Genomic DNA, 23,570 nt, shown 5'->3' on the forward strand with positions numbered 1-23,570 from the left:
CGGCGCGCGCGCGCCGACGGTCAAGCCGCCGGCAACGCTCTTGCTGTTTGTACCCACGGTGTCAGCCTCGCGTGATGTTTGCTGCTGCCTGTTCGGTGAACTTGGTGCCAGCGTCCTGTGCGCTGGTTTTGCCGAAGGCCACCTCCTCGGCGATCTTCTTCAGCAGGAATGCATTCTCGCCAGCGCCGTTCGGCGGGGATGGCGGCAGTGGGCCGACATGCGGCGTCAACCGGCCGATATAATCGACCACCTGTTTACTAACGGGATCCAGATCCGGCGTCAGCAGATCGCGAATCTTTTTTGAAGGCGGAACGCCGCGCTCGACTCCGAGTGCCTTGGTGCCTTCCGGGTCTTCGACCAGGTAGTTGACGAAGGCGACGGCGGCATCCTTGTTCTGGGATGTTGCCGAAACCGACATCAGCATCGACGGCTTCAGATACTGACCGGGCTTGCTGCCCGGGTTGCTCGGATAGGCGACTAGGTCGAGCTTCTCCTTGACCAGGCCCTGAATGGCGACGAACTGGTTGGAATGGGCGTAGCTGACCGCTGCCTTCTTGGTCACGAGCATGTCGGTTTCGAGGGTCTGCTGGTCCAGCGCCTGAACGTCGGCTGGCGTGCAAGCGCCGATCTCTCGCATATGGCCCCAGAAGTCGAACCATTCGGTTGCGTCCTTGGCCTCGAAAGCCAGCTTGCCGTCGGCCGTATAGAGCGCCTTGCCGCGCTGGCGCAGCCAGCATTCGAAAGCCGGTTCGCCGCCACTTGCGTCCGCCGTGCCGTAAAAGCCGCGGCGCTTCTTGGCAGCTGTGACCTTGGCGCAGGCATCGCCGAGCTGCTCCCATGTCATACCGTCACGCGGCGGCTCGACGCCGGCTTGGTCCCACGCGGCCGTATTGACGACGACCATCGAGGAGTTCACGCCGAGGCTGACGCCGTAAATCTTGTTGTCCACCTTGCCGGAATCGATGTTCGCCGGGCCGAAATCCTCGATCTTCAAGCTCTTGCCGAAATAGGGCGTCATGTCGAGCAGCGCGCCGCGGCGGGCATATTCGAAGATGTAGCGATAATCCATCTGGATGAGGTCGGGCGCATTGCCGCCCCCGGTCTGGGTGGCGAGGCGCGTCCAATAGCTGTCCCAGCCGAAGGATTCGCCGGCGATGGTGATATCCGGGTTCTTGGCCTGATAGGCCTTTACCGCTGCAAATGTCCGGTCGCTGCGCTCCTTCGACCCCCACCAAAGAAGGCGCATCGCGGTTGCCGCATTGGCGCGGGAAAGTCCGATACTGCTGAAAGCAAGTGTGGCTGCCATGCCGGCAAGCAACTGCCGGCGGTCGATCGTCAACGTCATCCTGGTCTCCTCCCCAGCGAACCGATGATTTACGAACTGCTTTGCATGATATAACTATTTGGTTACAAGTTGGATAGAAACGCGACCGCTGTCAAGCGCCAATCGCGTGGCAATCAAAACGATGCATGCCGGAACAGGCAGCGTCCGTCGCTAATGCTACCATTCGGAAGGAGATCGTCCATGGCGGGCAGGGCGAGACAAGAGACTGAAAATAAAGCACAAGCGGATGCCGGCAAGACCATGGACAAGCGGTCGAGAAAAGCATCGCGCAATCCGCAGCGCACCCATGCCACGATCCTGGACGCGGCGACGGAAGAATTTGCCGCGCATGGTTTCGGCGGCGCCCGGGTGGATGCGATCGCAGCGCGGGCACAGACCAATAAGCGGATGCTCTATCACTATTTCGGCGACAAGGAGGGGCTCTATCTCGCGGTACTGGAGGCGAGCTATGCGACAATCCGCAATGCCGAAAAGCAGCTGGATCTGGCGCATCGTCATCCAGAGGAGGGGATGCGGGAGCTGGCCTTGTTCACCTGGCGGCATTTCCTAGCGCATCCTGAGTTTTTGAGCCTGCTTGCCACCGAAAACCTGCATCACGCGCATTATCTGCAGCGCTCCGATAGAATCTCGGCCATGCATTCGCATCTGATCGACGAGCTTTCCGATGTGCTGCGTCGCGGGGAGGCGCTCGGCATTTTCCGGCCGGCAGTCGATCCGATATCCGTTTATCTCACGATCGCGGCGCTCGGTTTCTTCTATCTGTCGAACCGCCATACGCTGTCGACCATTTTCGCACGCAAGCTGACGGCGCCGGATGCGCTCAATGCCTGGGGCGAGCATATCGTTGCCGTCACGCTTGCTTCGATCCGGGTGTAACGCCGTGCAGTGCAGTGGTTTCGAGAAATTTTCAAAAGGTAATTGACAAGGTCGGAGGTAACGCGCGATCTTGTAACCATATGGTTACATTGCTTGACCGACCAAGTGTTTGCTTTTCCCGATTCTGGAGGGAATCGGGCATGGAGGAAAATCATGAAGTCTGTCGTACCGACACGATCTATCCCTGCCACAGGGCGATGCGATTGGCTTGCGGTAAACTGCTTCTGCAATGAACTTGAATAGCCCCTCACCCCAGCCCTCTTCCCGTTGAAACGGCGAGAGGGGGCGACAGAGCAAACCAACTCGCTATCTCAATTTCGGGCTGGATATAGACTGGAAGACTCCCTCTCCCCGCTTGCGGGGAGAGGGCTGGGGTGAGGGGCCATGCATGCAATGCGTACACGAATAAACTTGCCTGACCATAACAGGAGCCGACCAGCATCATGACCGATCCATTGAAAATCAGGCTTGTCGAGGCCGAGACATTCGAGCGCCCGGTCAAGCTGCGGCTTCCCTTCCGTTTCGGGGCAGCGACCCTGCGGGAGGCGCGGCAGATTTTTCTGCGCGTGCGCATCGAGGATGCACAGGGACGGTCAGCCGAGGGCATGGCGGCCGAGCTGATGGTGCCGAAATGGTTCGACAAATCGCCCGAGCTTTCTAACGCCGACAATGAAAATCAGCTGCGTCGCTCCCTCGCTTTGGCGCTCGATGCGTTGAGGGGTGCGGGATCGGGGACAGCCTTTGGCCTGCATGCTGCCGTCGAGGCCTCGCATCACGCCCGGGCAGCGGCTGAGAAGCTGAACGGGCTTGTCGCATCCTTCGGCCTGGCGCTTGCAAACCGGGCTGTTCTCGACGCGCTCTGCCGGCTGGATGGGCTGACGGTCGCGAGAGCAATCAAGGCGAACCGGCCCGGTATCGATGCCTCCACCGCGCGCGATCTATCGGGCTTCGATCTCTCAGGTTTCCTTTCGACCCTGGAACCGGCGGCGAGCCTCGCCGCCCGCCATACGGTCGGTCTGGTCGATGCCATCGTATCAGGCGATATTCCGGCAAGCGAGCGTCTGAATGACGGTCTGCCGGAGACTTTCGAAGAGGCGATCGACGCCTATGGCCTGACCTTCTTCAAGGTCAAGGTTTCGGGAGCGCCCGAGGCCGATATCGATCGTCTCTGCCGCATCGCTGCCATTATCGATGCCAAGGTGCCCAGCTATTCAGTGACTCTCGATGGCAACGAACAATTTTCATCTGCCGAAGCGGTTGCCGATCTGCTGGCCCGCGTGAAGGACCAGCCGAGGCTTGTGCGTTTCGCCTCTTCGATCCTGTTCGTCGAGCAGCCGATCGCTCGCGCCCATGCTTTCGAAAAGCCGGTGAAGGCGCTGGCCGCCTTCAAGCCGGTGGAGATCGACGAATCCGATGCCGATATCGATGCCTTCGTCACGGCAAGAGGGCTCGGCTATACCGGCATATCATCGAAATCCTGCAAGGGTTTCTATCGCTCGCTATTGAACCGTGCCCGCGTCGCCAAATGGAGTGCCGAGGATGGCATTCCCTATTTCCTGTCGGCGGAGGACCTGACGACGCAGGGCGGGCTTGCCGTGCAGCAGGATCTGGCGCTCGCTTCCCTCATCGGCATGACGCATATCGAGCGCAACGGTCATCACTACGTCGACGGCATGGCCGGTGCGCCGGAGGCGGAGCAGGCTGATTTCGCCAGGGCGCATTCCGATCTCTACCGCGTCAGCAATGGCCGCACACGATTGCGGATCGAAGCGGGGCAGCTTGCGATCGGCTCGGTTATCCGTGCGATCGGTCTCGGTTCGTCGGTCGCGCCGGACTGGACGGCGATGGAGAGGTCGCCGGCATAGGATTTTGGTCAATATAATGAGGGTCTTGCCGTCCTTTCGAGCATGGCCCCTCACCCTAGCCCTCTCCCGCTCGCGGGGAGAGGGGACGACATAGCAAAGCATTTAAATTTTCCGCCTGGGCAAGCCGCGGATTTGGTGGGTAAACCCCCTCTCCCCGCGAGCGGGGAGAGGGGGTTTTGCCGAAATAAATGCAGGCCATTGCGGCCTCACATTGCCATTTGCAGACTCTGGAGGAAGAGACATGCAGTCGTTATCGAGGAAACGCTACGCTCTGGTCGGCACGGGCCATCGTGGCACGACCATGTGGGGCAAGGATCTGGTGGAGCGCTGGAACAACGAGGTCGAGCTCGTTGCGGTGTGTGATCTCAACGCCATGCGGGCAAAGCGGGCGCTGGAGTATATCGGCGCATCGGTGCCTATCTATACCGACTTCGACGAATTGCTGCGGACGGAAAAGCCGGATCTCGTCATCGTCTGCACCCGCGATTCCACCCATGACGATCTGATCGTCAAGGCGATGGAGGCCGGCGCCGATGTTATCAGCGAGAAGCCGATGACGACGACGGTCGATAAGATCAAGCGCATCCTCAATGCCGAGGCGCGCACCGGCAAACGGCTGGATATCTCCTTCAACTACCGTTTCGCGCCCACGGCGGCGAAGATCAAGGAGCTGATCAATTCGGGCGTCATCGGCGATGTCACCTCTGTCGACTTCCACTGGTATCTCGACACCAGCCATGGTGCCGATTACTTCCGCCGCTGGCATGCTTACGTCGAAAATTCCGGCAGCCTCTTCGTTCATAAGGCGACGCATCATTTCGACCTTCTGAACTGGTATCTGGATTCCGATCCGGAAACGGTCGCCGCCTTTGCCGATCTCAAGCATTACGGCCGCAAGGGTCCGTTCCGCGGCGAGCGCTGCCGCACCTGTCGGTACAAGGACGAGTGCGACTATTATCTCGACATCAGCGAGACGCCGCTGCTCGAAAGCCTCTATGAGGATCCGTCGACCGTCGATGGCTATGTCCGTGATGCCTGCGTCTTTCGCGAGGATATCGATATTCCGGATACGATGGTTGCTTCCATCCGCTATCGCAACGGCGTCAATGTCTCCTATTCCCTCAATACCTATATGCCGATCGAAGGCCATCATATCGCCTTCAACGGTCACAAGGGGCGCATCGAGCTCCGGCAGTATGAGAAGCAGAACTGGACGACACCGCCAGCTGACGAGATCGTCGTCATGAAGAATTTCGGCGATGTCGAGCGGATATGGGTGCCGCACTCCTCAGGCGGGCACTATGGCGGCGACGACCGGCTGCGTAACATGCTCCTACGCTCGGGTCCGAACGACGAGCTCAAGCAGCGCGCCGGCTCGCGGGCAGGAGCGATGTCGGTCCTCTGTGGCATTGCCGCGCTGCAGAGCAGCCGTACAGGCCAGCAGGTATCGGTGGCCGATATCTGGGGCGAGGATGGTGGGTTGAATTTGCTGGAGCCGCGGCCTTAAGGCCGCGGTGTTGAGCTTCTCGTTTTGAGATCAGCTGCAGCTCGGTAGCTGCTGAGCGTAGATCCGTGTCATGCCGTTGAAGCGCTTGGCGCCGGCGAGAGCGGTCGAATTGCCGCGCCACGATCCCTGTAGGTAGCCCTTCGGGCCTGAGTAATAAGCGAGATAGAGATCGTAGGAATTATTCAGGGCAACGCCCGTCTGCAGATGGGTCTGGTAATGATACCAGCCAACGAAGTCGATGGCGTCGGCGAAATTGGTGCGGCTTGCCGTCCAGTTGCCTGTCTCGCGCTTGTACTTGTCCCACGTGCCGTCAAGCGCCTGTGAATAGCCGTAAGCCGTCGTCGGGCGCTTCCAGGGAATGAAGCCGAGCAAATAGCGCCGCGGCGGACGGGCGCGGGGCCGGAAGCCGGATTCGGTGTAGATCGTCGCCATTAGGATCGGCACCGGCACGCCATATTTGCGTTCCGTGCGTTCGGCAGCTCGCTGCCAGTTGTTGAACCAGCCATCGCGCTGGTCGAAGATCGCGCAGATGTTGCGGGTGCGCGACGGTGCGGTGGCACAGCCTGCCAGCACGCCAAGCAGCATTACGGCCAGAATGGAAAGGACGCGGGTACGCATTACTAGAACCTCTTCATTGCCGCGCCGTGCGTCTTTCAATGGCACGAAATACGCAGCAACAACCTGCCGGCGCATGATCCTTTCCAAAAGTTCGAAACCGAGCTTTTGGCGGACCCACGCTTATGAGATTGCTAGCGCGGAATGATTAAAAACGGGTTGTTTGCCTGTGCTGAAATGGGGCGATTTCAGGGTGTTTTCATGGTTTTGCTGCGCCGCGTCATGCCATCAGCGCCATATCCTCGCGGCGGATTTCATAGAGCAGCGGCTTGCCCTCGATAAAGCGGATGGCTTCATCCACCGCCATCTCGCCAAGGCGTGTCCGCTCCAGCCCGACGGCACCGGCAATATGCGGCGTCAGGAAGACGTTCGGAAGGTCGTAGAAGGCCGATGCGTCCTCCGGAATTTCCGGATCGGTAACATCGATGATTGCGTCGATCCGCCCGGTCTTCAGCACAGCGATCAGGGCGGCTTCGTCGACCAGTGCGCCGCGTGCCGTATTGATGAACGTCGCTCCATCCTTCATCAACGACAGGCGGGCGGCGTTAATCATATGGCGTGTGGCGGGTAGCGAAGGCGCATGCAGCGAGACGATGTCGGCCGATGCCATAAGCGCGTCCAGCTCGGCCTTTTCGACGCCGAGACGTGCCGCTTCGGGCGCATCGACCATCGGGTCATAGAGCAAGATACGGTAGTCGAAGGGAGCAAGCAGCTCGATCACCCGCCGGCCGATCCGCGAGGCGCCGATGATGCCGATGGTGCGTCCATAATTGCCGATGGCCTCGGCGTGCATCGGTATCGTCCGATTGCGGTTGCGATCGGCAACATAGAGATCACGAAACTGAAAGACTTTCTTGCCTGCAAAGATGATGGCAGCCAGCGTGAATTCGGCGACCGGTAGCGCATTGGCCTGGGCGGCATGGCTGACGAGAATGCCGCGATCGAAGAGACTGTCGCCGAGCAGGCCTTTCACTGTGCCGGCAGCGTGGACCACCAGCTTCAGATGCGGCGCCTGCGTCAGTGCGGCGGCATCGATCGCCGGCGAACCCCAGCCGGTGATGAGGATTTCGGTTTCAGCTAGGAGTTTGGCCGCACGCTCGTCGTCGAAACTTTGCATCGGTGCGGCATCTAGCACGCGGCCGATTGTTCTAAGGCGCTGAATAAGTGCGTTCGGAAGGACATGCTGCGTGCGCGACGGCAGCATGGCAAAGGCGATGGCCGGGCGGTTGGAGAGGGATGGCGTCATGGTAGGCGACCCGGTGCCTCGATGGCGCTGACCGTGATGCCCTTGTTCTTGATGAGTGCGCGGAGCGCATCGATATCGGGTTTGGCCGGCGGCTTGCTCCAGGCGTGATCAATGGCTGATGGATCTTTCGCCGCAAGCACGGCGGAGACGAGAACGGTCTCGCCCATCGGAATCGGGCCGCGCAACTGCGGCACCAAGGTCTTCGAGACGATAAGATTGGTATTCGGCGGCGCCTTCTGCGCGATGCCTTCGCGTGCGATCGTCGAGCCGAGGTCGAGAATGCCGCTAAAATCCTCTTCGCCGATGGCATAGGCGGCACCGGTCATAGAGGAGAGCGTGTCGGCCTCGAAATCCCGCCGTGCGATGGCAAAGCCGCCTTCGGCCGTCTGCAGTGGCCGTGGCGTGATGATCTTGTGCAGGCGGACGTGCCAGGGCGCGGCCGGCACCAGCCAGGTCTCCACCGTCACATCCGGATAGGGAGACCATTTGGCATAGAGCGTATCGCCGGCAAGTTTCGCCTCTTCATTGGTTTCACGGACGCGGTAGTGCAGGCCGTCGTCGCTGAAGGCGAGCATGCTGTCGAAGGCGCCGCCGGTAAAGACGCGCTCGTCGCTTTCGACGCTGAAGCCGTAGCGTGCGGAATAGGCGAATTTCGAATATTTCTCGGCGCCGAAGCGCATCTGCTGGTTTTCCTGGCCGGAGGAGAGTGCCACGACATCATCCCTGCTGCGTAGCAAAACCATGCCGGGATGCTTTTGCGGGATGATAGCCGGCTCATTTTCCGGGGCCTTTTCTTCGGCGATCCAGAATGGATGCGTTTCAGGCAGCGCCAAGGGCAGGAAGGCCTTGAAAGCCCAATAGGGTGAGCCGGCGGAATTATAGTTCTCCGACATCAGCAGGTTGGGATAGGCAAAGCCGATCGGCAGGGTGCCATCGCGATGGGCGATCGGCTTGTCGGCCCACCAGCGCAGATGCCGGAGGCACAGGCCCTTGATCTCGCCCCAGGGCAGCGCCTCGACATCGGCAAAGGCGAGCGCCGACCAGAAGCCGGCGCAGGCGAAGCGATAGGTCAGGCTGCGGCCGAAGGGGATCGTGGCGCCATCGGGCGCGAACCAATGGCGGAAATCCTTGGCAAATAGCACGGCGCGCTCGCGGTAGCGCTCGGCGCGATCATCATCCACCAGCTTGGAATAGATCAGCCCGTAAAAGTGCATGGCGAAGGGAATGTAGTGATCGATGCGGCGGACATTGCCGTCGCGATACCAGCCGTCAGCGATATAGAAGCCGTCCAGCTCGTTGAGGTAGGTTTCCGTCAGGCTGCGGTCGAAGGTCGCGCCGAGCCGATCGAGCGCGATATCGACGAAGATGCGGAAGAATTTCCAGTTGTTGTCAGCATAGTCGAAGGTGCGCGCATGCTTGAGATAGGTAATCAGATTGTCGCGGGCGCGTTGATCGAGCGGCTCCCAGATCTTTTCCGGCACGAGGGCCAGCGCGAAGCCGAGGGCAGCCAGCTCGACCATGCGCTGGTCGCGGCCATTGATCGTGCCCCAATATTCCGGATGTTGCGGGTCGACGCCATTGGCGAGGCCTTCGGCATAGCGGTCCCAATGGCGGAAATCACCATCACCAGCGCCGAGCGGCGCCAAGCCCCAGAGCGGGCGGGCGAAACCTTCGAGATCGGCGGCTGCGCGGTCGAAATGAGCGCCGGCGGCATCGATGCGGACGCGCGCGTTACCCTCGGAAAAATAAGGCAGCAGCGGATCGAACAGATCGGTCAGCGCGCGGCGCATGTCCGGGAGGGTTTTCAACGGGTTGCCGGCAAGCGGATTGGAGCTGGCGGGGTCATAGATCATCGGTTCGGCTTTCTCGATCGTTTCCGCGGTGGATTGAATTTCAGCTTTCGGGTGGCAGCGTGCCGCCGGCGATCGGCTGGACGCCGTGACAGAGGTGGCGGGCCGGCGCATCGCGGTCGCGGAAGCGCGCGATCATCAGGCCGATGGCCTCGCGTCCGAGCGCTGCGCGGTCGACGCGCATGGTTGCCAGCCGAGGATTGGTCATCAGGGCGCAGGGAAGATCATCGAAGCCGACGATGGCGAAATCCTCCGGCACCCGCAGGCCGGCTTCAATGACGGCGTCGAGCACGCCGACGGCGATGAAATCGTTCATGCAGAAGGCGGCGGTATAGCCCTTGTCTGCCGCAAGGATTTCGGCGGTCTTGTCGTGGGCTTCGTGGCTGGAGCTGCCCCTGAAATTCATCGGCATGATCCGACCTTCAGCGCCTTCCACCGAAGCGATCGCTGCCTCGAAGCCGCGGATGCGCTCGCGGATCGTCTGGCGATGCGAGCCGGTCAGGTGCAGGATGCGGCGGTGGCCGGCATCGAGCAGACGTCGGGTTGCGTTATAAGCACCGAAGAAGTTCGAGGGTGAAACGCCGTCAAAGCGCAGCTTCGGATCGGTGCCGTTGACGAGCACGGTCGGCGTGCCGCTGGCTTCAAGCCACCGGCAGAGCTCTTCCGATGGGTCGATGCCGACGAGAAAGAGGCCCTCGGCGTCCGCCGCCTGCAGATATTCCTTCACCAGTTCCGGCTCGGTCCTTGCCTCGCGGATGAGGCGGATATCGAAGCGCATGCCGCGCTCGGCAGCGCCTGCACGAAGACCCTCCAAAATGCCTTCATAGAAGACGCTCAACCCGCCTGTGACGCTGTCGCTGGCGATCAATGCCAAGCCGCCGGCCGTCGTCTCGGCTGCGGTCTTCAGTGGATAGCCGAGATCGCTCGCTACTTTGAAAATGTGCTGGCGGATCGTGTCGCTGATGCCGGGTTCATTGGTGAGGACCCGCGACACCGTCGAGACGGAGACGCCGGCGGCAGCGGCGATATCGGCCTGCCTGATGCGTTTGGAGCGAATATCGTTCATATCGCAAACGCTATGCAAAATTATGCAAATTTGCAATAGAAAGATTTTTTATTGCACAGTGCAATGAAGTTGCATATCGTCACGCTGACTTGTCCGCTGAAGGCGTCGGGGAGATCGCCGCGGATGGCAACGCAAGAGAAGGAGGAATCTCATGCGCATGAATCGTCGTTCTTTCATGATCGGAGCTACTGGGACCGCGGCCGGCATTGCCTTCGGGGGAGGCGCAATGCCCGCCTTTGCCGATGCCACGCAGCTCCGGGCGATGTGGTGGGGCTCGCCCGATCGCGGCAAGCGCACCGTCGCGGTTGCCGAACTGTTTCACAGCAAGAATCCTGATTTGTCCGTCATCGGCGAGAGCATCAGCGGCGACGGCTACTGGGCCAAGCTCGCCACGGGAATGGCCAGCCAGAACATCGCGGACGTTTTCCAGCTCGAGCCGAGCACGATCTCGGATTATTCGAAACGCGGCGCATGCATGCCGCTCGACCAGTTTGTGCCCTCGACGCTGAATATCGACAGCTTCGGCAAGGACGTGTTGAAGTTGACCACGGTCGACAACAAGCTTTATGGCGTCGGCCTCGGGCTGAATTCTTTCGCGATGTTCTATGACGAGGACATGTTCAAGAAGACCGGCCTGACGCCGCCCGGTCCGACGACGACATGGGCCGAATATGCCGATCTCGCGGTGGAAATGACCAAGGCTGCCGGTAAGCGTGGCTATTGGGGCGGTCCTTATGGCGCGCGCTACAATTATGTCCTCGACGTCTGGCTGCGTCAGCGCGGCAAGAGCCTCTTTACGGAAGAGGGCGGTCTCGGCTTCAGTGTCGACGACGCCAAGGAATGGTACAACTACTGGGAAGAGCTGCGCAAACGCGGCGGCACGGTCTCCGCCGATGTGCAGACGCTCGACCAGAACGTCATCGAAAGCAACTGTCTGGCGCTTGGAAAATCGGCGATCGGCATGGCCTATTCCAACCAGCTCGTCGGCTACCAGCTTGTCGTCAAGAGCAAGCTCGCCGTCACCATGCTGCCGCGCGAAAAGAAGGATGGCCCCTCCGGTCACTATTATCGCCCGGCGCTGATCTGGAGTGTCGGCGCCACCAGCAAGAACGGCGAAGCGGCGGCGAAATTCATCAATTTCTTCGTCAATGATATCGATGCCGGCAAGATCCTCGGTGTCGAGCGCGGCGTGCCGATGTCGCCTGCCGTTCGGGCCGCCATCCTGCCAACGCTCAATCCGGTGGAACAGCAGACAGTGCACTATATCGAGCTGTTGAAGGATCAGGTCGGCACCTATCCCGTGCCGGCGCCGCTCGGCTCCCAGGAATTCGACGTGAACGTCGCCCGCCCCGTCGCCGACCAACTCGCCTTCGGCAAGATCACGGTGGCTGAGGCGGCGAAGCGGCTGGTGGAAGAAGGTGCGACAAAGTTGAAGCGGAAGAGCTGATTGGAGTTTACAGGGGCTTTGTTATATGCCGCCCCCGCTGCTACCCCCCTCTGTCCCTTTCGGGACATCTCCCCCACATTGGGGAGATCGGTAACTCGTGGGCACGCTTTATCTCAAAGAAACATCGAATCCGCTGAAATTGCGTTTATTGTTTTACGAGTGACGCGCGGCAAGCTCCCAACGATCTCCCCCCATGTGGGGGAGATGTCACGAAGTGACAGAGGGGGGTATCGCACCCTCCTCGAATTCCGCGTTGACATCACTTCCCATCCCAGGCCTTCAGCGCATCCTGCTTCATCCTGCGCTGTTCTTCCGGCGGCAGCTTGTAATCGCCCTTGTACGGTGCGCTCTCGAACGAGCCATAGGTCGGGTTGGCGATGGCGATCCAGTCGTGGCCGAAATGCGCCTTGTTGGCTTCGAAGACCTTCTGCCGCTCCTCGACACTTCCCTTGTAGTCGTCGGTAAAGTCGCCGAAATTGTCGCCGAACATCAGGAGAATGCGATAGTTCTTGGCGATGAAGGCGCGGCGCGTGCCCTTGGCCGAACCCCAGTCCGGCTGCTCCTTGGCGCTCAGGAAGGTATCGACATTGTCGCCCATCGGAAAACCGAAGCGCTTCATTTCCTCGACGGTCGGTCCTTCCTCATCGGCGGTGCGGTTGGTGACGTAGAAGACCTTCACGCCTTTCGAAGCGGCATATTGGGTAAATTCCACCGCGCCGGGAATAGGCTTGTCCTGCTGGGCATTCACATATTGCGTCCAGGTGTCCGGCTTGAAGCTGGTGCCTGCCGTGATGTTACGCGCCTGATAGGGCGAGGTGTTAAGAATGGTGTCGTCGACATCGAGGATGATGGCGGGCGGAAAGTCCTGGAAATTACCTGTTTGCTCGACCGGAGCTGCGGTCCAATTCTTGTCGGCCAGGGCTTCATCGAGCCTGATACGGCCGAGCGTATAGGCGCCGAGCGCGTTGGCCTGCGCCTCGACCGATGTCTGGTCCCAAAGAACGGCATTGAGATTGTCGTCTGGCGATGGTGCCGGCAGATCGGCACTGAGAGCCGGCAGGGCGGCGGCAAGGCCAATGGCGGTGATGAGCGTCCTGCGCCCAAAATATCCGTTTCTCACGCTGTTCTCCTTATGCAGAAATCTATGAAATATATCAATGGGTTCTGATGTGCGTCCACATCATGATCCGGATAAGGATAGTTCGTGCTCGTGGGAAATGTGTCAAGCCTGTGACAGCCATCGCAGCGTTATTTTTGCGGGACCCCACGAAAAATACCGGAGCTCTTTCGAGCCCCGGCACCCATTTCGCGTTATGTGCCCGGCTTATTTCTTCGCGTCGGCCCAGCTCTTGACCAGCTCGTCGTAGTTGACGGTGACCGGCTTTTCCTTTTCGCTGGCGACCTTCAGCTGCGGAGCGAGATGACCGTTCTTCACGGCATCGGCGTTCCAATACGCGAGATCGTGTTCTTCGGCGAGCTTCGGGCCGATGTCGCCCTGAACGCCCGCGCGTTCGATGCGCTGCATCACCTTTTCCTGATCGGCACAGAGAGCATCCATGGCTCCTTGAGCATCCTTGGCACCCGATGCGGCATCGCCGATCGCCTGCCACCAGAGCTGTGCGAGCTTCGGATAGTCAGGAACGTTGGTGCCGGTCGGCGACCATTGGACACGCGCCGGTGAGCGATAGAACTCGATGAGGCCGCCGAGTTCCGGTGCACGCTTGGTGAAGCTCTTGTCGCGGATGGTGGATTCGCGGATGAAGGTGAGGCCGACATGGCTCTTCTTCACGTCCACCGTCTTCGAGGTGACGAACTGCGCATAGAGCCATGCGGCCTTGGCGCGATCGACAGGAGTCGATTTCATCAGCGTCCAGGAGCCGACATCCTGGTAGCCGAGCTTCATGCCGTCCTTCCAATAGACGCCATGCGGAGACGGTGCCATGCGCCACTTCGGCGTGCCATCCGAATTCATGACCGGCAGGCCGGGCTTGACCATGTCGGCGGTGAAGGCCGTGTACCAGAAGATCTGCTGGGCGATATTGCCCTGCGACGGAACCGGGCCGGATTCCGAGAAGGTCATGCCCTGCGCTTCCGCCGGAGCATAAGCCTTCAACCAATCGAGATATTTCTGGATCGAATAGACGGCGGCCGGTCCGTTGGTATCGCCGCCGCGGGCGACGCAGGAGCCGACAGGACGCGAATTGGCATCGACCTTGATGCCCCATTCGTCGACCGGCAGGCCGTTCGGGAGGCCCTTGTCGCCGTTGCCGGCCATGGAAAGCCAGGCATCGGTGAAGCGCCAGCCGAGCGACGGGTCCTTCTTGCCATAGTCCATATGGCCGAAGACCTTCTTGCCGTTGACATCGCGACCGGTGAAGAACTGGGCGATATCTTCATACGCCGACCAGTTGACCGGCACGCCGAGCTCGTAGCCATATTTGGCCTTGAAATCGGCCTTGTTCTTCGGGTCGTTGAACCAGTCGTAACGGAACCAGTAGAGGTTGGCGAATTGCTGGTCGGGGAGCTGATAAAGCTTCTTGTCCGGAGCAGTCGTAAAGCTGGTGCCGATGAAATCGGCGATATCGATGCCCGGATTGGTGACGTCCTTGCCCTCGCCAGCCATCCAGTCGGTCAGGTTGCGCACCTGCTTGTAGCGCCAATGCGTGCCGATCAGGTCGGAATCGTTGACCCAGCCGTCATAGAGGTTCTGGCCGGTCTGCATCTGCGTCTGGATCTTCTCGACAACGTCGCCTTCCTGGATGACGTCGTGGGTGACCTTGATGCCTGTTATGGCAGTGAAGGCCGGCGCGAGAACCTGCGATTCATACTGATGCGTCGTCAGCGTTTCCGACACGACCTTGATTTCCATGCCCTGGAAAGGCTTGGCCGCATCGATAAACCATTGCATTTCTTTTTCCTGGTCGGCGCGCGAGAGCGTCGAGAGATCGCCGATCTCCTTGTCCAGGAATGTCTTGGCTTCGTTCATGCCAGCGTTGGCTGTGCCGGCCAGGGCCAGCAAGGCAACTGCCGTTGTCGTCAAGAGATGCCGTCGCATATATTCCTCCCTACAGGTTGCGAGTGCATTGTCAGCCAGCCGGATTTCCGGCCATCTGTATCGATTTGCCTTACTGCTCCGTATGACCGGATGGGCAACGGGGCGGTAACGGGTTGAATTTCCGCGTCAGACCAGACGGAAGACACCGACGGCGTAGACCACGGAAAGAGCAAGAGCCCACCACAGGCTGGGGCCTCCCAGGCCCAGCCAAGCGAGATGGATGAAGGCGGCGCCGAGCAGCGAAATGAACAGCCGGTCGCCGCGCGTCGTTTCGAAGCGCAGAATGCCGAGGCGCGGATTGCCGCCGGGCGAAAAATATTCCCAGACCGCCATGCCGATCAAAAGCAGCAGGATCGTCGCGAAAAACAGCGCCGTCGGCAGTGTCCAGGCCATCCAGGAAAAGTCTGTATTCATGGCGGTTTTCCTTCAGACGCGGCCGAGCGCGAAGCCCTTGGCGATGTAGTTGCGGACGAAATAGATGACGAGGGCGCCGGGAACCAAGGTCAGCACGCCGGCGGCGGCAAGCAGGCCCCAATCCATGCCGGCGGCCGAGACCGTGCGCGTCATGATGGCGGCGATCGGCTTGGCGTCGGTCGTCGTCAAGGTGCGGGCGATCAGCAATTCCACCCAGGAGAACATGAAGCAGAAGAAGGCTGCGACGCCGATGCCGCTTGCGATCAGGGGAATGAAGATCTTGATGAAGAAGCGCGGGAATGAATAGCCGTCGATATAAGCGGTTTCGTCGATCTCCTTCGGCACGCCGGACATGAAGCCTTCGAGGATCCAGACCGCCAGCGGCACGTTGAACAAGCAGTGCGCCAGCGCCACGGCGATATGAGTATCGATCAGGCCGAAGGCCGAATAGAGCTGGAAGAAGGGGAGCGCAAAGACCGCCGGCGGTGCCATTCGGTTCGTCAGCAGCCAGAAGAAGACATGCTTGTCGCCGAGGAAGCGGTAGCGCGAGAAGGCGTAGGCTGCGGGAAGCGCGCAGGCGACCGAGATCACCATGTTCATGACGACATAGGTGATGGAGTTGATATAGCCCTTGTACCAGGACGGATCCGTGAAGATGATCGCATAATTGCGCAGCGTCGGCTGGTGCGGATAGAGGGTCAGGCCGCCAATGATTTCCTCATTGGTCTTGAAGCTCATATTGACGAGCCAATAGATCGGCAGCAGCAGGAAGACGATGTAGAGCGTCGGCACAAGCCAGGACCATCGGCCTTTTTCGCCGTGACGGCGGGCAACCTGCGTGCCCGTCGCAACAATCGCATTTGCGGCGGCATCCGAGGCGGCCATCTTGTGCATCGCGGCGCCATCGGCCGTGGTGGTAAGGGGTTTGCCGCTCATCGGCTTGCTCCCGCATCGTAATTGGTCATGACGGTATAGAAGACCCAGGACAGCAGCAGCACGATCAGGAAGTAGACCAGCGACATGGCTGCGGCCGGGCCGAGGTCGAACTGGCCGAGCGCTATCTTCACGAGGTCGATCGACAGGAAGGTGGTGGAGTTGCCGGGGCCGCCGCCTGTCACGACGAAGGGTTCGGTATAGATCATGAAGCTATCCATGAAGCGCAGTAGCACGGCGATCAGCAGGACGCGGTTCATCTTCGGCAGTTGGATGTAGCGGAAGACGGACCAGCGCGAGGCGCCGTCGATCTTGGCGGCCTGGTAGAAGGCGTCGGGAATGGAGGCGAGGCCGGCATAGCACAGCAGCACGACGAGGCTTGTCCAATGCCAGACGTCCATGATGATGATCGTGGCCCAGGCGTCTGCCGGATCGGAGACATAGTTGTAGTCGATGCCGAGATTGACGAGGACGTAGCCCATCAGCCCGATGTCACTGCGACCGAAGACCTGCCAGATCGTGCCGACGACGTTCCAGGGGATCAGCAGAGGCAAGGCCATCAGCACGAGGCAGACGGGAACGCCGATGCCCTTCTTCGGCATGTTGAGCGCGATGAAGATGCCAAGCGGCACCTCGATCGCCAGGATGACGAAGGAGAAGATCAGGTTGCGGATCATCGAATCCCAGAAACGCCCGGAATGGAGGATCTCTTCAAACCATTGTGTGCCCGCCCAGAAGAAGACGTTGTTGCCAAACGTGTCCTGCACCGAATAGTTCACGACCGTCATCAGCGGAATAACGGCTGAGAAGCCGACCAGCAGCAGAACCGGAATGAGCATGAACCAGGCTTTGTTGTTCCAGGTCTTGTCCATCATCAGGCTCCCATCTCGATGCGCCAGGAGTCGGCGTAGATATTGATGCCGGCCGGATCGAAGGCGATGTGCGGCTCGGCCGGCACCGTCTGGTCCTCGCCGATCACGGCGACGATATCCTGGCCGTCGAGCTTGGCGCGGACCACCTTGCGGCGGCCGAGATCCTCGACCTTGGTGACGGTGGCGGGCATGCCTTCGCGGCCGATGCGGACGAATTCGGGGCGGATGCCGAGCTCGGAACGGCCGAACCGCTTCTCTTTAGGCGCGCCGGGCAGTGTGATCGTGCGGTTGCCGATGCGCGCGCTGCTGCCTTCGATTTCGACGGGCATGACATTCATGCCGGGCGAGCCGATGAAATAGCCGACGAAGGTGTGGCGCGGACGCTCGAAAAGGTCGTTCGGCGTGCCGATCTGCACCACTTCGCCATTGTACATGACCACGACCTTGTCGGCGAAGGTCAACGCTTCCGTCTGATCATGGGTCACATAGACCATGGTGAAGCCGAAGCGGCGGTGCAGCTGCTTCAGCTGCGAGCGCAGCACCCATTTCATATGCGGGTCGATGACGGTCAGCGGCTCGTCGAAGAGGATGGCGTTGACGTCGGAGCGCACGAGGCCGCGGCCGAGCGAGATCTTCTGTTTGGCGTCGGCGGTCAGACCGCGCGCCTTGCGGTGGGCGCTGTCGGAAAGGCCGATCATCTCGATGATTTCATCGACCTTGCGCTTCACTTCGGCCTCCGGAACATGCCGGTTGCGCAGCGGGAAGGCGAGATTGTCGTAGACGGTCATGGTGTCGTAGACGACCGGGAACTGGAAGACCTGGGCGATGTTGCGTTCCTGGGTCGACAGCCGGGTCACGTCCTTGCCGTCGAAGAGGATGCGGCCTTCGGAAGCCTGTACCAGACCGGAAACGATGTTGAGAAGCGTGGTCTTGCCGCAGCCCGAGGGGCCGAGCAGAGCGTAGGCGCTGCCGTCTTCCCAGCTGTGATTGACTTCCTTTAGCGCATAGTCGGCGTCGGATTTCGGGTGGTCGTTGTAGGCGTGCCGGATGTGGTCGAGATCGATGCGGGCCATAGTCCCTCCTCAGGCGGCTTGTTGCAGGGCGGGAGTGACGGCGGCACCATCGGCGTCGAAGACCATGATGTGGCGCGGGTCTATATAGACGTCGATCGCATCGTCGACATCGATATCCTGCACGCCCTGGGTCAGCATTACCCAGCGCTGGCCGGCAAAATCGATATGGATGAAGCTCTCCGAGCCCGTGATCTCGCTCACCATCACCCGTGCCGGGGCAGCGACCGCCTCCGGCGTCTGCGGCGCAAGCGCCAGATGATGCGGCTGGAAGGCGATCGTATAACGGCCGTCCGTCCGGTCCTCCAAACCCCTCGGTACGGGCAGGCGGATGTTGCTGTCGAGCACGAATTCCCGGCCGCGCTTATCGAGCGTCATCGTGTTCAGCGGCGGATCGGCAAAAGTGGTCGCGGTAATCAGGTCGCGAGGATTGCGGAAGACATCGATCGTCGATCCGAATTGCGTGATGCGGCCTTCTGCCAGGGTCGCGGTGTTACCTCCCAGAAGCAGCGCCTCGGAAGGTTCGGTGGTGGCGTAGACGAAAATCGCGCCGGATTCAGCGAAGATCTTCGGCAATTCGGCGCGCAGTTCCTCGCGCAGCTTGTAGTCGAGATTGGCGAGCGGCTCGTCGAGCAGCACGAGGCCAGCATTCTTGACGATGGCGCGGGCAAGGGCCGTACGCTGTTGCTGGCCGCCGGAAAGGCTCAAGGGGAGGCGATCAAGGAAGGGACCAAGCCGCAAAAGATCGGCTGCCTTTTTTACTTCCTTGTCGATGGACGCCGCGCTTTTGCCGCTCAGCCGCATCGGCGAGGCGATATTGTCATAGACGGTCATCGCGGGATAGTTGATGAATTGCTGGTAGACCATGGCGACGTTGCGGCGCTGCACCGGCAGGCCGGTGACATCCTTCCCATCGACATGGATCGTGCCCGTGGTCGGCTTGTCGAGCCCGGCCATCAGCCGCATCAGCGAGGTCTTGCCCGAGAGCGTCGGCCCGAGCAGCACATTCAGCGTGCCGCGCTGCAGCGTCAGGTTCGTTTCTGCGATATGCGTCTCGCCGCCCACCGACTTCGACACGTTTCTGAGTTCAAGCACGATAGGCTCCTTCTACACGCCGCATGCCGGGAGCCGCGACGGTCTGCTGGCCGCAAGGCCTGTTTTTTGCCCATTGAATGGCGATCGGCAGCGTCACGGAGCGATGCCTTCGGCCAAGATCGGCATAGGGGCAGAATGCCATGCGTTTTCAACAAATTGATAAGAATTAAATAGTCGCACAGACGCGAATTGCGGCGAGCCGCGTGCGGGCGATTCGCGCCGCAGGCGATCATCGTCGATAGGCTTCGCACCATGCAAAGCGGAAAGCTCCATTCGTCGTGCAAGGATACGGCAAGCCTGCTCGAAAGGATTGCGGCCTGCGGCGCAATCGATGCCGTCTGTCTTGTCGTTTCGAGCTTTGGACAATGATCTCTCCCCCTGTTTCGGTTTCTACTCCTCAAGCTAAAACCGAAACTATAATGACGATAAATGAAGCTAAAGGAATGTCAAACGAAAATTAGGCGAGTCCCGATTGCCCGCCGAAAGCCAGGTCGAAGGACGATATTTCCGCGGGCGGGGCAAAATCGGTAAGCGATTGATCGGGATTGGAAATGCCTGAAATCCTTGCGTCGATCGCGAAAAACAAACCGATGGTTTCGAGCTTCTTTCGTCGCCTTGTCCGCGTGGCGGTCGGGCGAATTGCCGGCGGGAGCGGCGTTTCCGCCATTCGAAAGGGTCGCCATTTCGCCGCGCGTGGCCGAAATTGCCGGACCTAAAGCCAGTTGATACGTTTGAGCACCCAGAGCGTCGCGATCGAGGTGATCGTGACGAAGGCGACGATGATGATGAAAGCCCAGGTGTCGTTGACGCCGGGAATGCCGCCGACATTCATGCCGAAGAGCCCGGCCACCACGCTCGGCGGCAGGAGCAGGGCGGCAAGGGCGGCTAGGCGGTTGGAGTTGCGGGCGATGCGCTCGCTGATGACGGTCGAGAGGTCGTCATGCAGGATGCTGGTACGGTCGCGGATGGCGTCGAGATATTCGATGTAGCGCATCAGCTTGTCGATGACCTCGCGCATGCGCAGCTTGTCGCGTTCGGCAAGCCAGGGTGCGTCGTCATGCTCGATACGGTTCAGCGCGTCGCGCTGCGGGGCGAGATAGCGGCGAAGCTGCACGGCGCGCCGGCGCAGCAGCTTCAGCCGTTCGCGCACCTGGCCGGCTTCGCCGTGAAAGATCAGCTCGTCGAGCTCGTCCACCTCTTCGTCCATGGCGTCAAGCACCGGTTCGAGATCGCGCACCAGCTTGTCGCCGATAAGGGCGAGCAGATCGCCAGAGCGCTGCGGCCCCTTCTTCTTCTCCAATGACAGGCGGATATCGCGCAGTGCCGTGATGTAGTGGCCGCTGTCGCGCAGCGATATGATGCGGTTCGCGTCGATCCATAGATGCAGGGGCACTAAGTCTATATCCGCGGGCTTCTGCGTCGCGCCATCAGGCGAGGTCGCGCAGACGCCGCGCAGGATGATCAGCAGCCCGTCGCCTACCGGCTCGACGCGCGGGCGGGATTCTTCCTCCAGCAGAGCTTCGATGACAAAAGGATCGAGACCGCTTTTATGGGTGATCCAGTCGGCGGCGGCGGGATGGTCGCGTTCGAGATGCAGCCAGATGACGCCCTCGGCGGGATTCCAGGCGCAGACCTGGTCCATATTGAGCTGCCGCCTGCAGCCGCCATGGCCGTCGAGCAGGGAGGCGAAACGCAACCCCGGTTCGATGCCGTAGCTGACGGTCGAGGTATTTGTTGCTTCCATGGCGCCTTGATCCATCCATCCTCCATGGCAGCAAAAAAGCGCAAGCAGCACAAGAGTTTGTGGCGTGCAGGCAGTATTCTACCAGTTCGGACCAGGGTGGCAAGGTGCCTGCTTCTTGCGATCAAACGGGAGAATTGAAGACGGCTTCGATGTGGTGGCCGTCGGGATCGATCACGAAAGCCGCAAAATAATGCGGTCCATAGTGGAGCCGAAGGCCGGGGGCACCGTTGTCCGTTCCACCGTGTTCGACAGCCGCCTTGTGAAAATCAGAAACGGCTTGTCTGCTTGGGCCTGCCAAAGCCAGATGAAACCCCGGACCAGGCGGCCGCTGATCTCGCGGGCAAAACTTCAGCGCCAGCTTGTCTTCGCCATCGGCAATGCCATAGCCAACGGCCTGACCAGGTTCTCCCGGTCTGAGATCCTCCCAAACGCGGCGGTATCCGAGCGGAGCAACGACCGCGTCGTAGAATCGCGCCGACCGCTGGATGTTGGAGACGCCGAGGGAAATATGATGAAGCATATGTTCGGAAACTCCGGTTTCTGGCCAATTCTCGTACGCATGCGCAAGACGCGACCATAGAGGTGGTTTCCAAATATGGAAACCGTCCGCGGCAAGGTGCTGCGGACGGTATCTGATCCTGATCCAGAGCATTTCCAGGAAAAGTGCGCAGCGGTTTTCCGACCGGATGCGTCATGAAACAAAGAGATAGAGCGTTTTCGCGATTCGAAGAAAAACGGAAAGGCATCCAAGTAGGCGGTTCTTCCGGGCGGGAAGCCTGTCGTCAGCGTGCCGCCCAATTGGCGCCGCGGCGGAAGATGGTCTTCATCTGCGGCACATCGAATTCCTTGGCCTGGTGGCCGAGCGAGGAATAGAAGACGCGGCCCTTGCCGTATTTGCGCTTCCAGACGACCGGCATGACGACGCCGTCGATCCAGTAGGCATGATCGCCGGTAAAGGTCGTGGTCGCTAGCACCTCGTTCGACGGGTCGACATGCATGTAATATTGCTCTGACGTGTAGGGAAAATCGGTAATCCCCTCCATGATCGGGTCGTCCGGGCGGGTGATATTGACCGTATAGTCGATGATGTTGCCGGGATGGGCGACCCATTGGCCGCCGATGATGAACTGATACTCGACGCTTTCGCGGAAACTATCGCCGGCGCCGCCGTGATAGCCGGCTATGCCGACGCCGCTTTCGATCGCATCGGCGAGGTTCTTCACCTCTTCCTTCTCGATCTTCGACATGGTGACGATCGGTACGATCAGGCTGAGATCGTGGATCGAGGGATCGGCGAAGGCTTCGGTGCTGTTTTCGAGATAGACCTTGAAGCCGTCCTCTTCCAGCATGTCGCGGATGATATGGGCGCATTCCTGCGGTTCGTGGCCGCTCCAGCCGCCCCAGACGATAAGTGCTTCACGCATGATAATCCTCCTGAAATTACTTGGTTAGCGGCCGATCTGCCCATCCACCAGCGATTCGGACAGAGGGGCCGGACGCTCCGTTTGCGTCGTGATGGCGACCGTGCGCCCGGTGTCGGAGGCCGTCTGGAAGGCTTCCATGACTTCGAGCACATGCAGCGCCAAGCTGCCATTGGCGCGGTGCGGACGGTTTGAGCGGATGGCGTGCGCCATGTCGGCGACACCGAGCGAGCGGTAATTACCGTCGGCATAGGGCGCGGTGATCTCGCGCCCGGCAAATTCGCCGCCCTTCTTCAGAAACTCCACCGGGCCGCCGAAACGGTTCGGATCAGGCACGATCAGCGTCCCTTCGGTGCCGTAGACTTCGAGCGGCACGTGCTTGTGGCCGGCGACATCGAAGCTCATGCCGATCTGGACGACCGCGCCACTCACAAAGGCCATGACGCCGGCAACATGTGTCGGCACATGCACGGGGATGTGCTCGCCATTGCGCGGTTCGCTGGTGATGATGCGTTCCTTGCGCGGCGTGACGGCAAAGCCGGCGACCTGGGAGACAGGGCCGAGCAGGTTGACGAGATCGGTGATGTAATAGGGACCCATATCGAGCATCGGGCCGCCGCCGACTTCGTAATAGAAAGCCGGATTCGGATGCCAGCGTTCATGGCCGGGACACATGAATGTGGCGGTGCCGCCGACCGGGATGCCGATCGCACCCTCGTCGATGATGGCGCGCGCCGTCTGGTGGCCGCCGCCGAGGAAGGTATCGGGGGCAGCGCCGATACGCAGACCCTTGGCCGCAGCAGCATCCGCAAGCGTCTTGCCCTCGGCGAAATTGATGCCCAGCGGCTTTTCCGAATAGGTGTGTTTGCCGGCTTCGAGCGCCTGCAGGCCGACGGCGACATGCGCCTTCGGAATGGTCAGGTTGACGATGATCTCGATCGAGGGGTCCGCCAGAAGGGTGGCGATATCGACCGCTTTCAGGCCGAATTCAGTAGCCTTTGCCTCGGCGAGTTCGCGATTGAGGTCGGCCACACCTTTGATGTCGAGAATGGGAAAGGATTTCATGGCAGTGAGATAGGCGCCGGAAATGTTCCCGCAGCCGATGATGCCGATGCCGACCTTGTTCATAAGATTCCTCCAGATGAATTG

Annotated in this window: 21 protein-coding genes; 4 read left to right on the forward strand and 17 right to left on the reverse strand. The window is 60.4% G+C overall.

Going from position 1 to position 23,570, the window contains the following annotated elements; all coding sequences use genetic code 11:
- Positions 1 to 61 precede the first annotated feature (61 nt).
- On the reverse strand, positions 62 to 1,345 hold the full coding sequence (locus tag AC13QE_RS16690; protein ID WP_132719925.1) for an extracellular solute-binding protein: 1,284 nt from the start codon (positions 1,343 to 1,345) through the stop codon (positions 62 to 64).
- A 180-nt stretch (positions 1,346 to 1,525) separates the two neighbouring features.
- Between AC13QE_RS16690 and AC13QE_RS16695 the strand changes: the two genes are divergently transcribed.
- The 3 genes from AC13QE_RS16695 to AC13QE_RS16705 all read left to right on the forward strand — a co-directional run bounded on the left by AC13QE_RS16695 (position 1,526) and on the right by AC13QE_RS16705 (position 5,593).
- On the forward strand, positions 1,526 to 2,221 hold the full coding sequence (locus tag AC13QE_RS16695) for a TetR family transcriptional regulator (protein ID WP_132719926.1): 696 nt from the start codon (positions 1,526 to 1,528) through the stop codon (positions 2,219 to 2,221).
- A gap of 443 nt (positions 2,222 to 2,664) precedes the next feature.
- Positions 2,665 to 4,086, forward strand: a complete 1,422-nt coding sequence (locus tag AC13QE_RS16700) for a mandelate racemase (RefSeq protein WP_488484488.1) — start codon at positions 2,665 to 2,667, stop codon at positions 4,084 to 4,086.
- Between the two features lie 241 nt (positions 4,087 to 4,327).
- Complete coding sequence (locus AC13QE_RS16705) at positions 4,328 to 5,593, forward strand: Gfo/Idh/MocA family protein (protein WP_488484489.1); 1,266 nt, start codon at positions 4,328 to 4,330, stop codon at positions 5,591 to 5,593.
- A gap of 30 nt (positions 5,594 to 5,623) precedes the next feature.
- Here the strand turns inward: AC13QE_RS16705 and AC13QE_RS16710 are convergent, their stop codons facing one another.
- The 4 genes from AC13QE_RS16710 to AC13QE_RS16725 all read right to left on the reverse strand — a co-directional run bounded on the left by AC13QE_RS16710 (position 5,624) and on the right by AC13QE_RS16725 (position 10,370).
- Entirely contained in the window at positions 5,624 to 6,211 is a 588-nt protein-coding gene (locus AC13QE_RS16710; RefSeq protein WP_132720073.1) for a transglycosylase SLT domain-containing protein, read from the reverse strand.
- A gap of 217 nt (positions 6,212 to 6,428) precedes the next feature.
- Positions 6,429 to 7,454: a hydroxyacid dehydrogenase gene (locus AC13QE_RS16715; RefSeq protein ID WP_488484490.1), complete on the reverse strand. Its 1,026-nt coding sequence runs from the start codon at positions 7,452 to 7,454 to the stop codon at positions 6,429 to 6,431.
- A complete protein-coding gene (locus AC13QE_RS16720) occupies positions 7,451 to 9,307 on the reverse strand; it encodes a DUF2264 domain-containing protein (RefSeq protein WP_488484491.1) in 1,857 nt (618 codons plus the stop codon). The genes AC13QE_RS16715 and AC13QE_RS16720 overlap by 4 nt, the downstream gene beginning before the upstream one ends.
- Before the next feature lie 40 nt (positions 9,308 to 9,347).
- On the reverse strand, positions 9,348 to 10,370 hold the full coding sequence (locus AC13QE_RS16725; protein WP_488484492.1) for a LacI family DNA-binding transcriptional regulator: 1,023 nt from the start codon (positions 10,368 to 10,370) through the stop codon (positions 9,348 to 9,350).
- 151 nt (positions 10,371 to 10,521) lie between these two features.
- Between AC13QE_RS16725 and AC13QE_RS16730 the strand changes: the two genes are divergently transcribed.
- Positions 10,522 to 11,817, forward strand: coding sequence for an ABC transporter substrate-binding protein (locus tag AC13QE_RS16730; protein ID WP_488484493.1), 1,296 nt, complete (start codon positions 10,522 to 10,524; stop codon positions 11,815 to 11,817).
- Positions 11,818 to 12,076: 259 nt separating this feature from the next.
- Here the strand turns inward: AC13QE_RS16730 and AC13QE_RS16735 are convergent, their stop codons facing one another.
- The 12 genes from AC13QE_RS16735 to AC13QE_RS16790 all read right to left on the reverse strand — a co-directional run bounded on the left by AC13QE_RS16735 (position 12,077) and on the right by AC13QE_RS16790 (position 23,549).
- Complete coding sequence (locus AC13QE_RS16735) at positions 12,077 to 12,937, reverse strand: 5'-nucleotidase, lipoprotein e(P4) family (protein WP_488484494.1); 861 nt, start codon at positions 12,935 to 12,937, stop codon at positions 12,077 to 12,079.
- Between the two features lie 204 nt (positions 12,938 to 13,141).
- Positions 13,142 to 14,872 (reverse strand): ABC transporter substrate-binding protein, encoded by a 1,731-nt coding sequence (locus AC13QE_RS16740; protein ID WP_132719934.1) that lies wholly within the window; start codon positions 14,870 to 14,872, stop codon positions 13,142 to 13,144.
- Positions 14,873 to 14,998: 126 nt separating this feature from the next.
- The gene (locus AC13QE_RS16745; protein ID WP_112336221.1) at positions 14,999 to 15,286 is read right to left on the reverse strand and encodes a DUF2160 domain-containing protein; all 288 of its coding nucleotides are present in this window, start codon (positions 15,284 to 15,286) and stop codon (positions 14,999 to 15,001) included.
- Positions 15,287 to 15,298: 12 nt separating this feature from the next.
- Complete coding sequence (locus AC13QE_RS16750; RefSeq protein ID WP_488484582.1) at positions 15,299 to 16,171, reverse strand: carbohydrate ABC transporter permease; 873 nt, start codon at positions 16,169 to 16,171, stop codon at positions 15,299 to 15,301.
- A gap of 47 nt (positions 16,172 to 16,218) precedes the next feature.
- Positions 16,219 to 17,091 (reverse strand): carbohydrate ABC transporter permease, encoded by an 873-nt coding sequence (locus tag AC13QE_RS16755; RefSeq protein WP_132719936.1) that lies wholly within the window; start codon positions 17,089 to 17,091, stop codon positions 16,219 to 16,221.
- 2 nt (positions 17,092 to 17,093) lie between these two features.
- Positions 17,094 to 18,164 carry an ABC transporter ATP-binding protein gene (locus AC13QE_RS16760; protein ID WP_132719937.1) on the reverse strand — a complete coding sequence of 357 codons (1,071 nt, stop codon included), beginning with the start codon at positions 18,162 to 18,164 and terminating at the stop codon, positions 17,094 to 17,096.
- A gap of 9 nt (positions 18,165 to 18,173) precedes the next feature.
- Positions 18,174 to 19,256, reverse strand: coding sequence for an ABC transporter ATP-binding protein (locus AC13QE_RS16765; RefSeq protein ID WP_488484495.1), 1,083 nt, complete (start codon positions 19,254 to 19,256; stop codon positions 18,174 to 18,176).
- Complete coding sequence (locus tag AC13QE_RS16770; RefSeq protein ID WP_488484496.1) at positions 19,249 to 19,398, reverse strand: hypothetical protein; 150 nt, start codon at positions 19,396 to 19,398, stop codon at positions 19,249 to 19,251. The genes AC13QE_RS16765 and AC13QE_RS16770 overlap by 8 nt, the downstream gene beginning before the upstream one ends.
- A 570-nt stretch (positions 19,399 to 19,968) precedes the next feature.
- Positions 19,969 to 21,000, reverse strand: a complete 1,032-nt coding sequence (locus AC13QE_RS16775) for a zinc transporter ZntB (RefSeq protein WP_488484497.1) — start codon at positions 20,998 to 21,000, stop codon at positions 19,969 to 19,971.
- 121 nt (positions 21,001 to 21,121) lie between these two features.
- Complete coding sequence (locus AC13QE_RS16780) at positions 21,122 to 21,520, reverse strand: VOC family protein (protein ID WP_488484498.1); 399 nt, start codon at positions 21,518 to 21,520, stop codon at positions 21,122 to 21,124.
- Positions 21,521 to 21,782: 262 nt separating this feature from the next.
- A complete protein-coding gene (locus AC13QE_RS16785; protein WP_488484499.1) occupies positions 21,783 to 22,424 on the reverse strand; it encodes a ThuA domain-containing protein in 642 nt (213 codons plus the stop codon).
- Between the two features lie 24 nt (positions 22,425 to 22,448).
- Positions 22,449 to 23,549, reverse strand: a complete 1,101-nt coding sequence (locus AC13QE_RS16790) for a Gfo/Idh/MocA family protein (RefSeq protein WP_488484500.1) — start codon at positions 23,547 to 23,549, stop codon at positions 22,449 to 22,451.
- Between the last annotated feature and the right edge of the window lie 21 nt (positions 23,550 to 23,570).

Source organism: Martinezella sp. CNPSo 3957 (assembly GCF_057784395.1).

Bases quoted from the DNA above. Each gene is read 5' to 3' on its own strand.
- AC13QE_RS16690 (WP_132719925.1), bottom strand. From the start codon at position 1,345: ATGACGTTGACGATCGACCGCCGGCAGTTGCTTGCCGGCATGGCAGCC.
- AC13QE_RS16695 (WP_132719926.1), top strand. From the start codon at position 1,526: ATGGCGGGCAGGGCGAGACAAGAGACTGAAAATAAAGCACAAGCGGAT.
- AC13QE_RS16700 (WP_488484488.1), top strand. From the start codon at position 2,665: ATGACCGATCCATTGAAAATCAGGCTTGTCGAGGCCGAGACATTCGAG.
- AC13QE_RS16705 (WP_488484489.1), top strand. From the start codon at position 4,328: ATGCAGTCGTTATCGAGGAAACGCTACGCTCTGGTCGGCACGGGCCAT.
- AC13QE_RS16710 (WP_132720073.1), bottom strand. From the start codon at position 6,211: ATGCGTACCCGCGTCCTTTCCATTCTGGCCGTAATGCTGCTTGGCGTG.
- AC13QE_RS16715 (WP_488484490.1), bottom strand. From the start codon at position 7,454: ATGACGCCATCCCTCTCCAACCGCCCGGCCATCGCCTTTGCCATGCTG.
- AC13QE_RS16720 (WP_488484491.1), bottom strand. From the start codon at position 9,307: ATGATCTATGACCCCGCCAGCTCCAATCCGCTTGCCGGCAACCCGTTG.
- AC13QE_RS16725 (WP_488484492.1), bottom strand. From the start codon at position 10,370: ATGAACGATATTCGCTCCAAACGCATCAGGCAGGCCGATATCGCCGCT.
- AC13QE_RS16730 (WP_488484493.1), top strand. From the start codon at position 10,522: ATGCGCATGAATCGTCGTTCTTTCATGATCGGAGCTACTGGGACCGCG.
- AC13QE_RS16740 (WP_132719934.1), bottom strand. From the start codon at position 14,872: ATGCGACGGCATCTCTTGACGACAACGGCAGTTGCCTTGCTGGCCCTG.
- AC13QE_RS16745 (WP_112336221.1), bottom strand. From the start codon at position 15,286: ATGAATACAGACTTTTCCTGGATGGCCTGGACACTGCCGACGGCGCTG.
- AC13QE_RS16750 (WP_488484582.1), bottom strand. From the start codon at position 16,171: ATGGCCGCCTCGGATGCCGCCGCAAATGCGATTGTTGCGACGGGCACG.
- AC13QE_RS16755 (WP_132719936.1), bottom strand. From the start codon at position 17,091: ATGGACAAGACCTGGAACAACAAAGCCTGGTTCATGCTCATTCCGGTT.
- AC13QE_RS16760 (WP_132719937.1), bottom strand. From the start codon at position 18,164: ATGGCCCGCATCGATCTCGACCACATCCGGCACGCCTACAACGACCAC.
- AC13QE_RS16770 (WP_488484496.1), bottom strand. From the start codon at position 19,398: ATGGCATTCTGCCCCTATGCCGATCTTGGCCGAAGGCATCGCTCCGTG.
- AC13QE_RS16775 (WP_488484497.1), bottom strand. From the start codon at position 21,000: ATGGAAGCAACAAATACCTCGACCGTCAGCTACGGCATCGAACCGGGG.
- AC13QE_RS16780 (WP_488484498.1), bottom strand. From the start codon at position 21,520: ATGCTTCATCATATTTCCCTCGGCGTCTCCAACATCCAGCGGTCGGCG.
- AC13QE_RS16785 (WP_488484499.1), bottom strand. From the start codon at position 22,424: ATGCGTGAAGCACTTATCGTCTGGGGCGGCTGGAGCGGCCACGAACCG.
- AC13QE_RS16790 (WP_488484500.1), bottom strand. From the start codon at position 23,549: ATGAACAAGGTCGGCATCGGCATCATCGGCTGCGGGAACATTTCCGGC.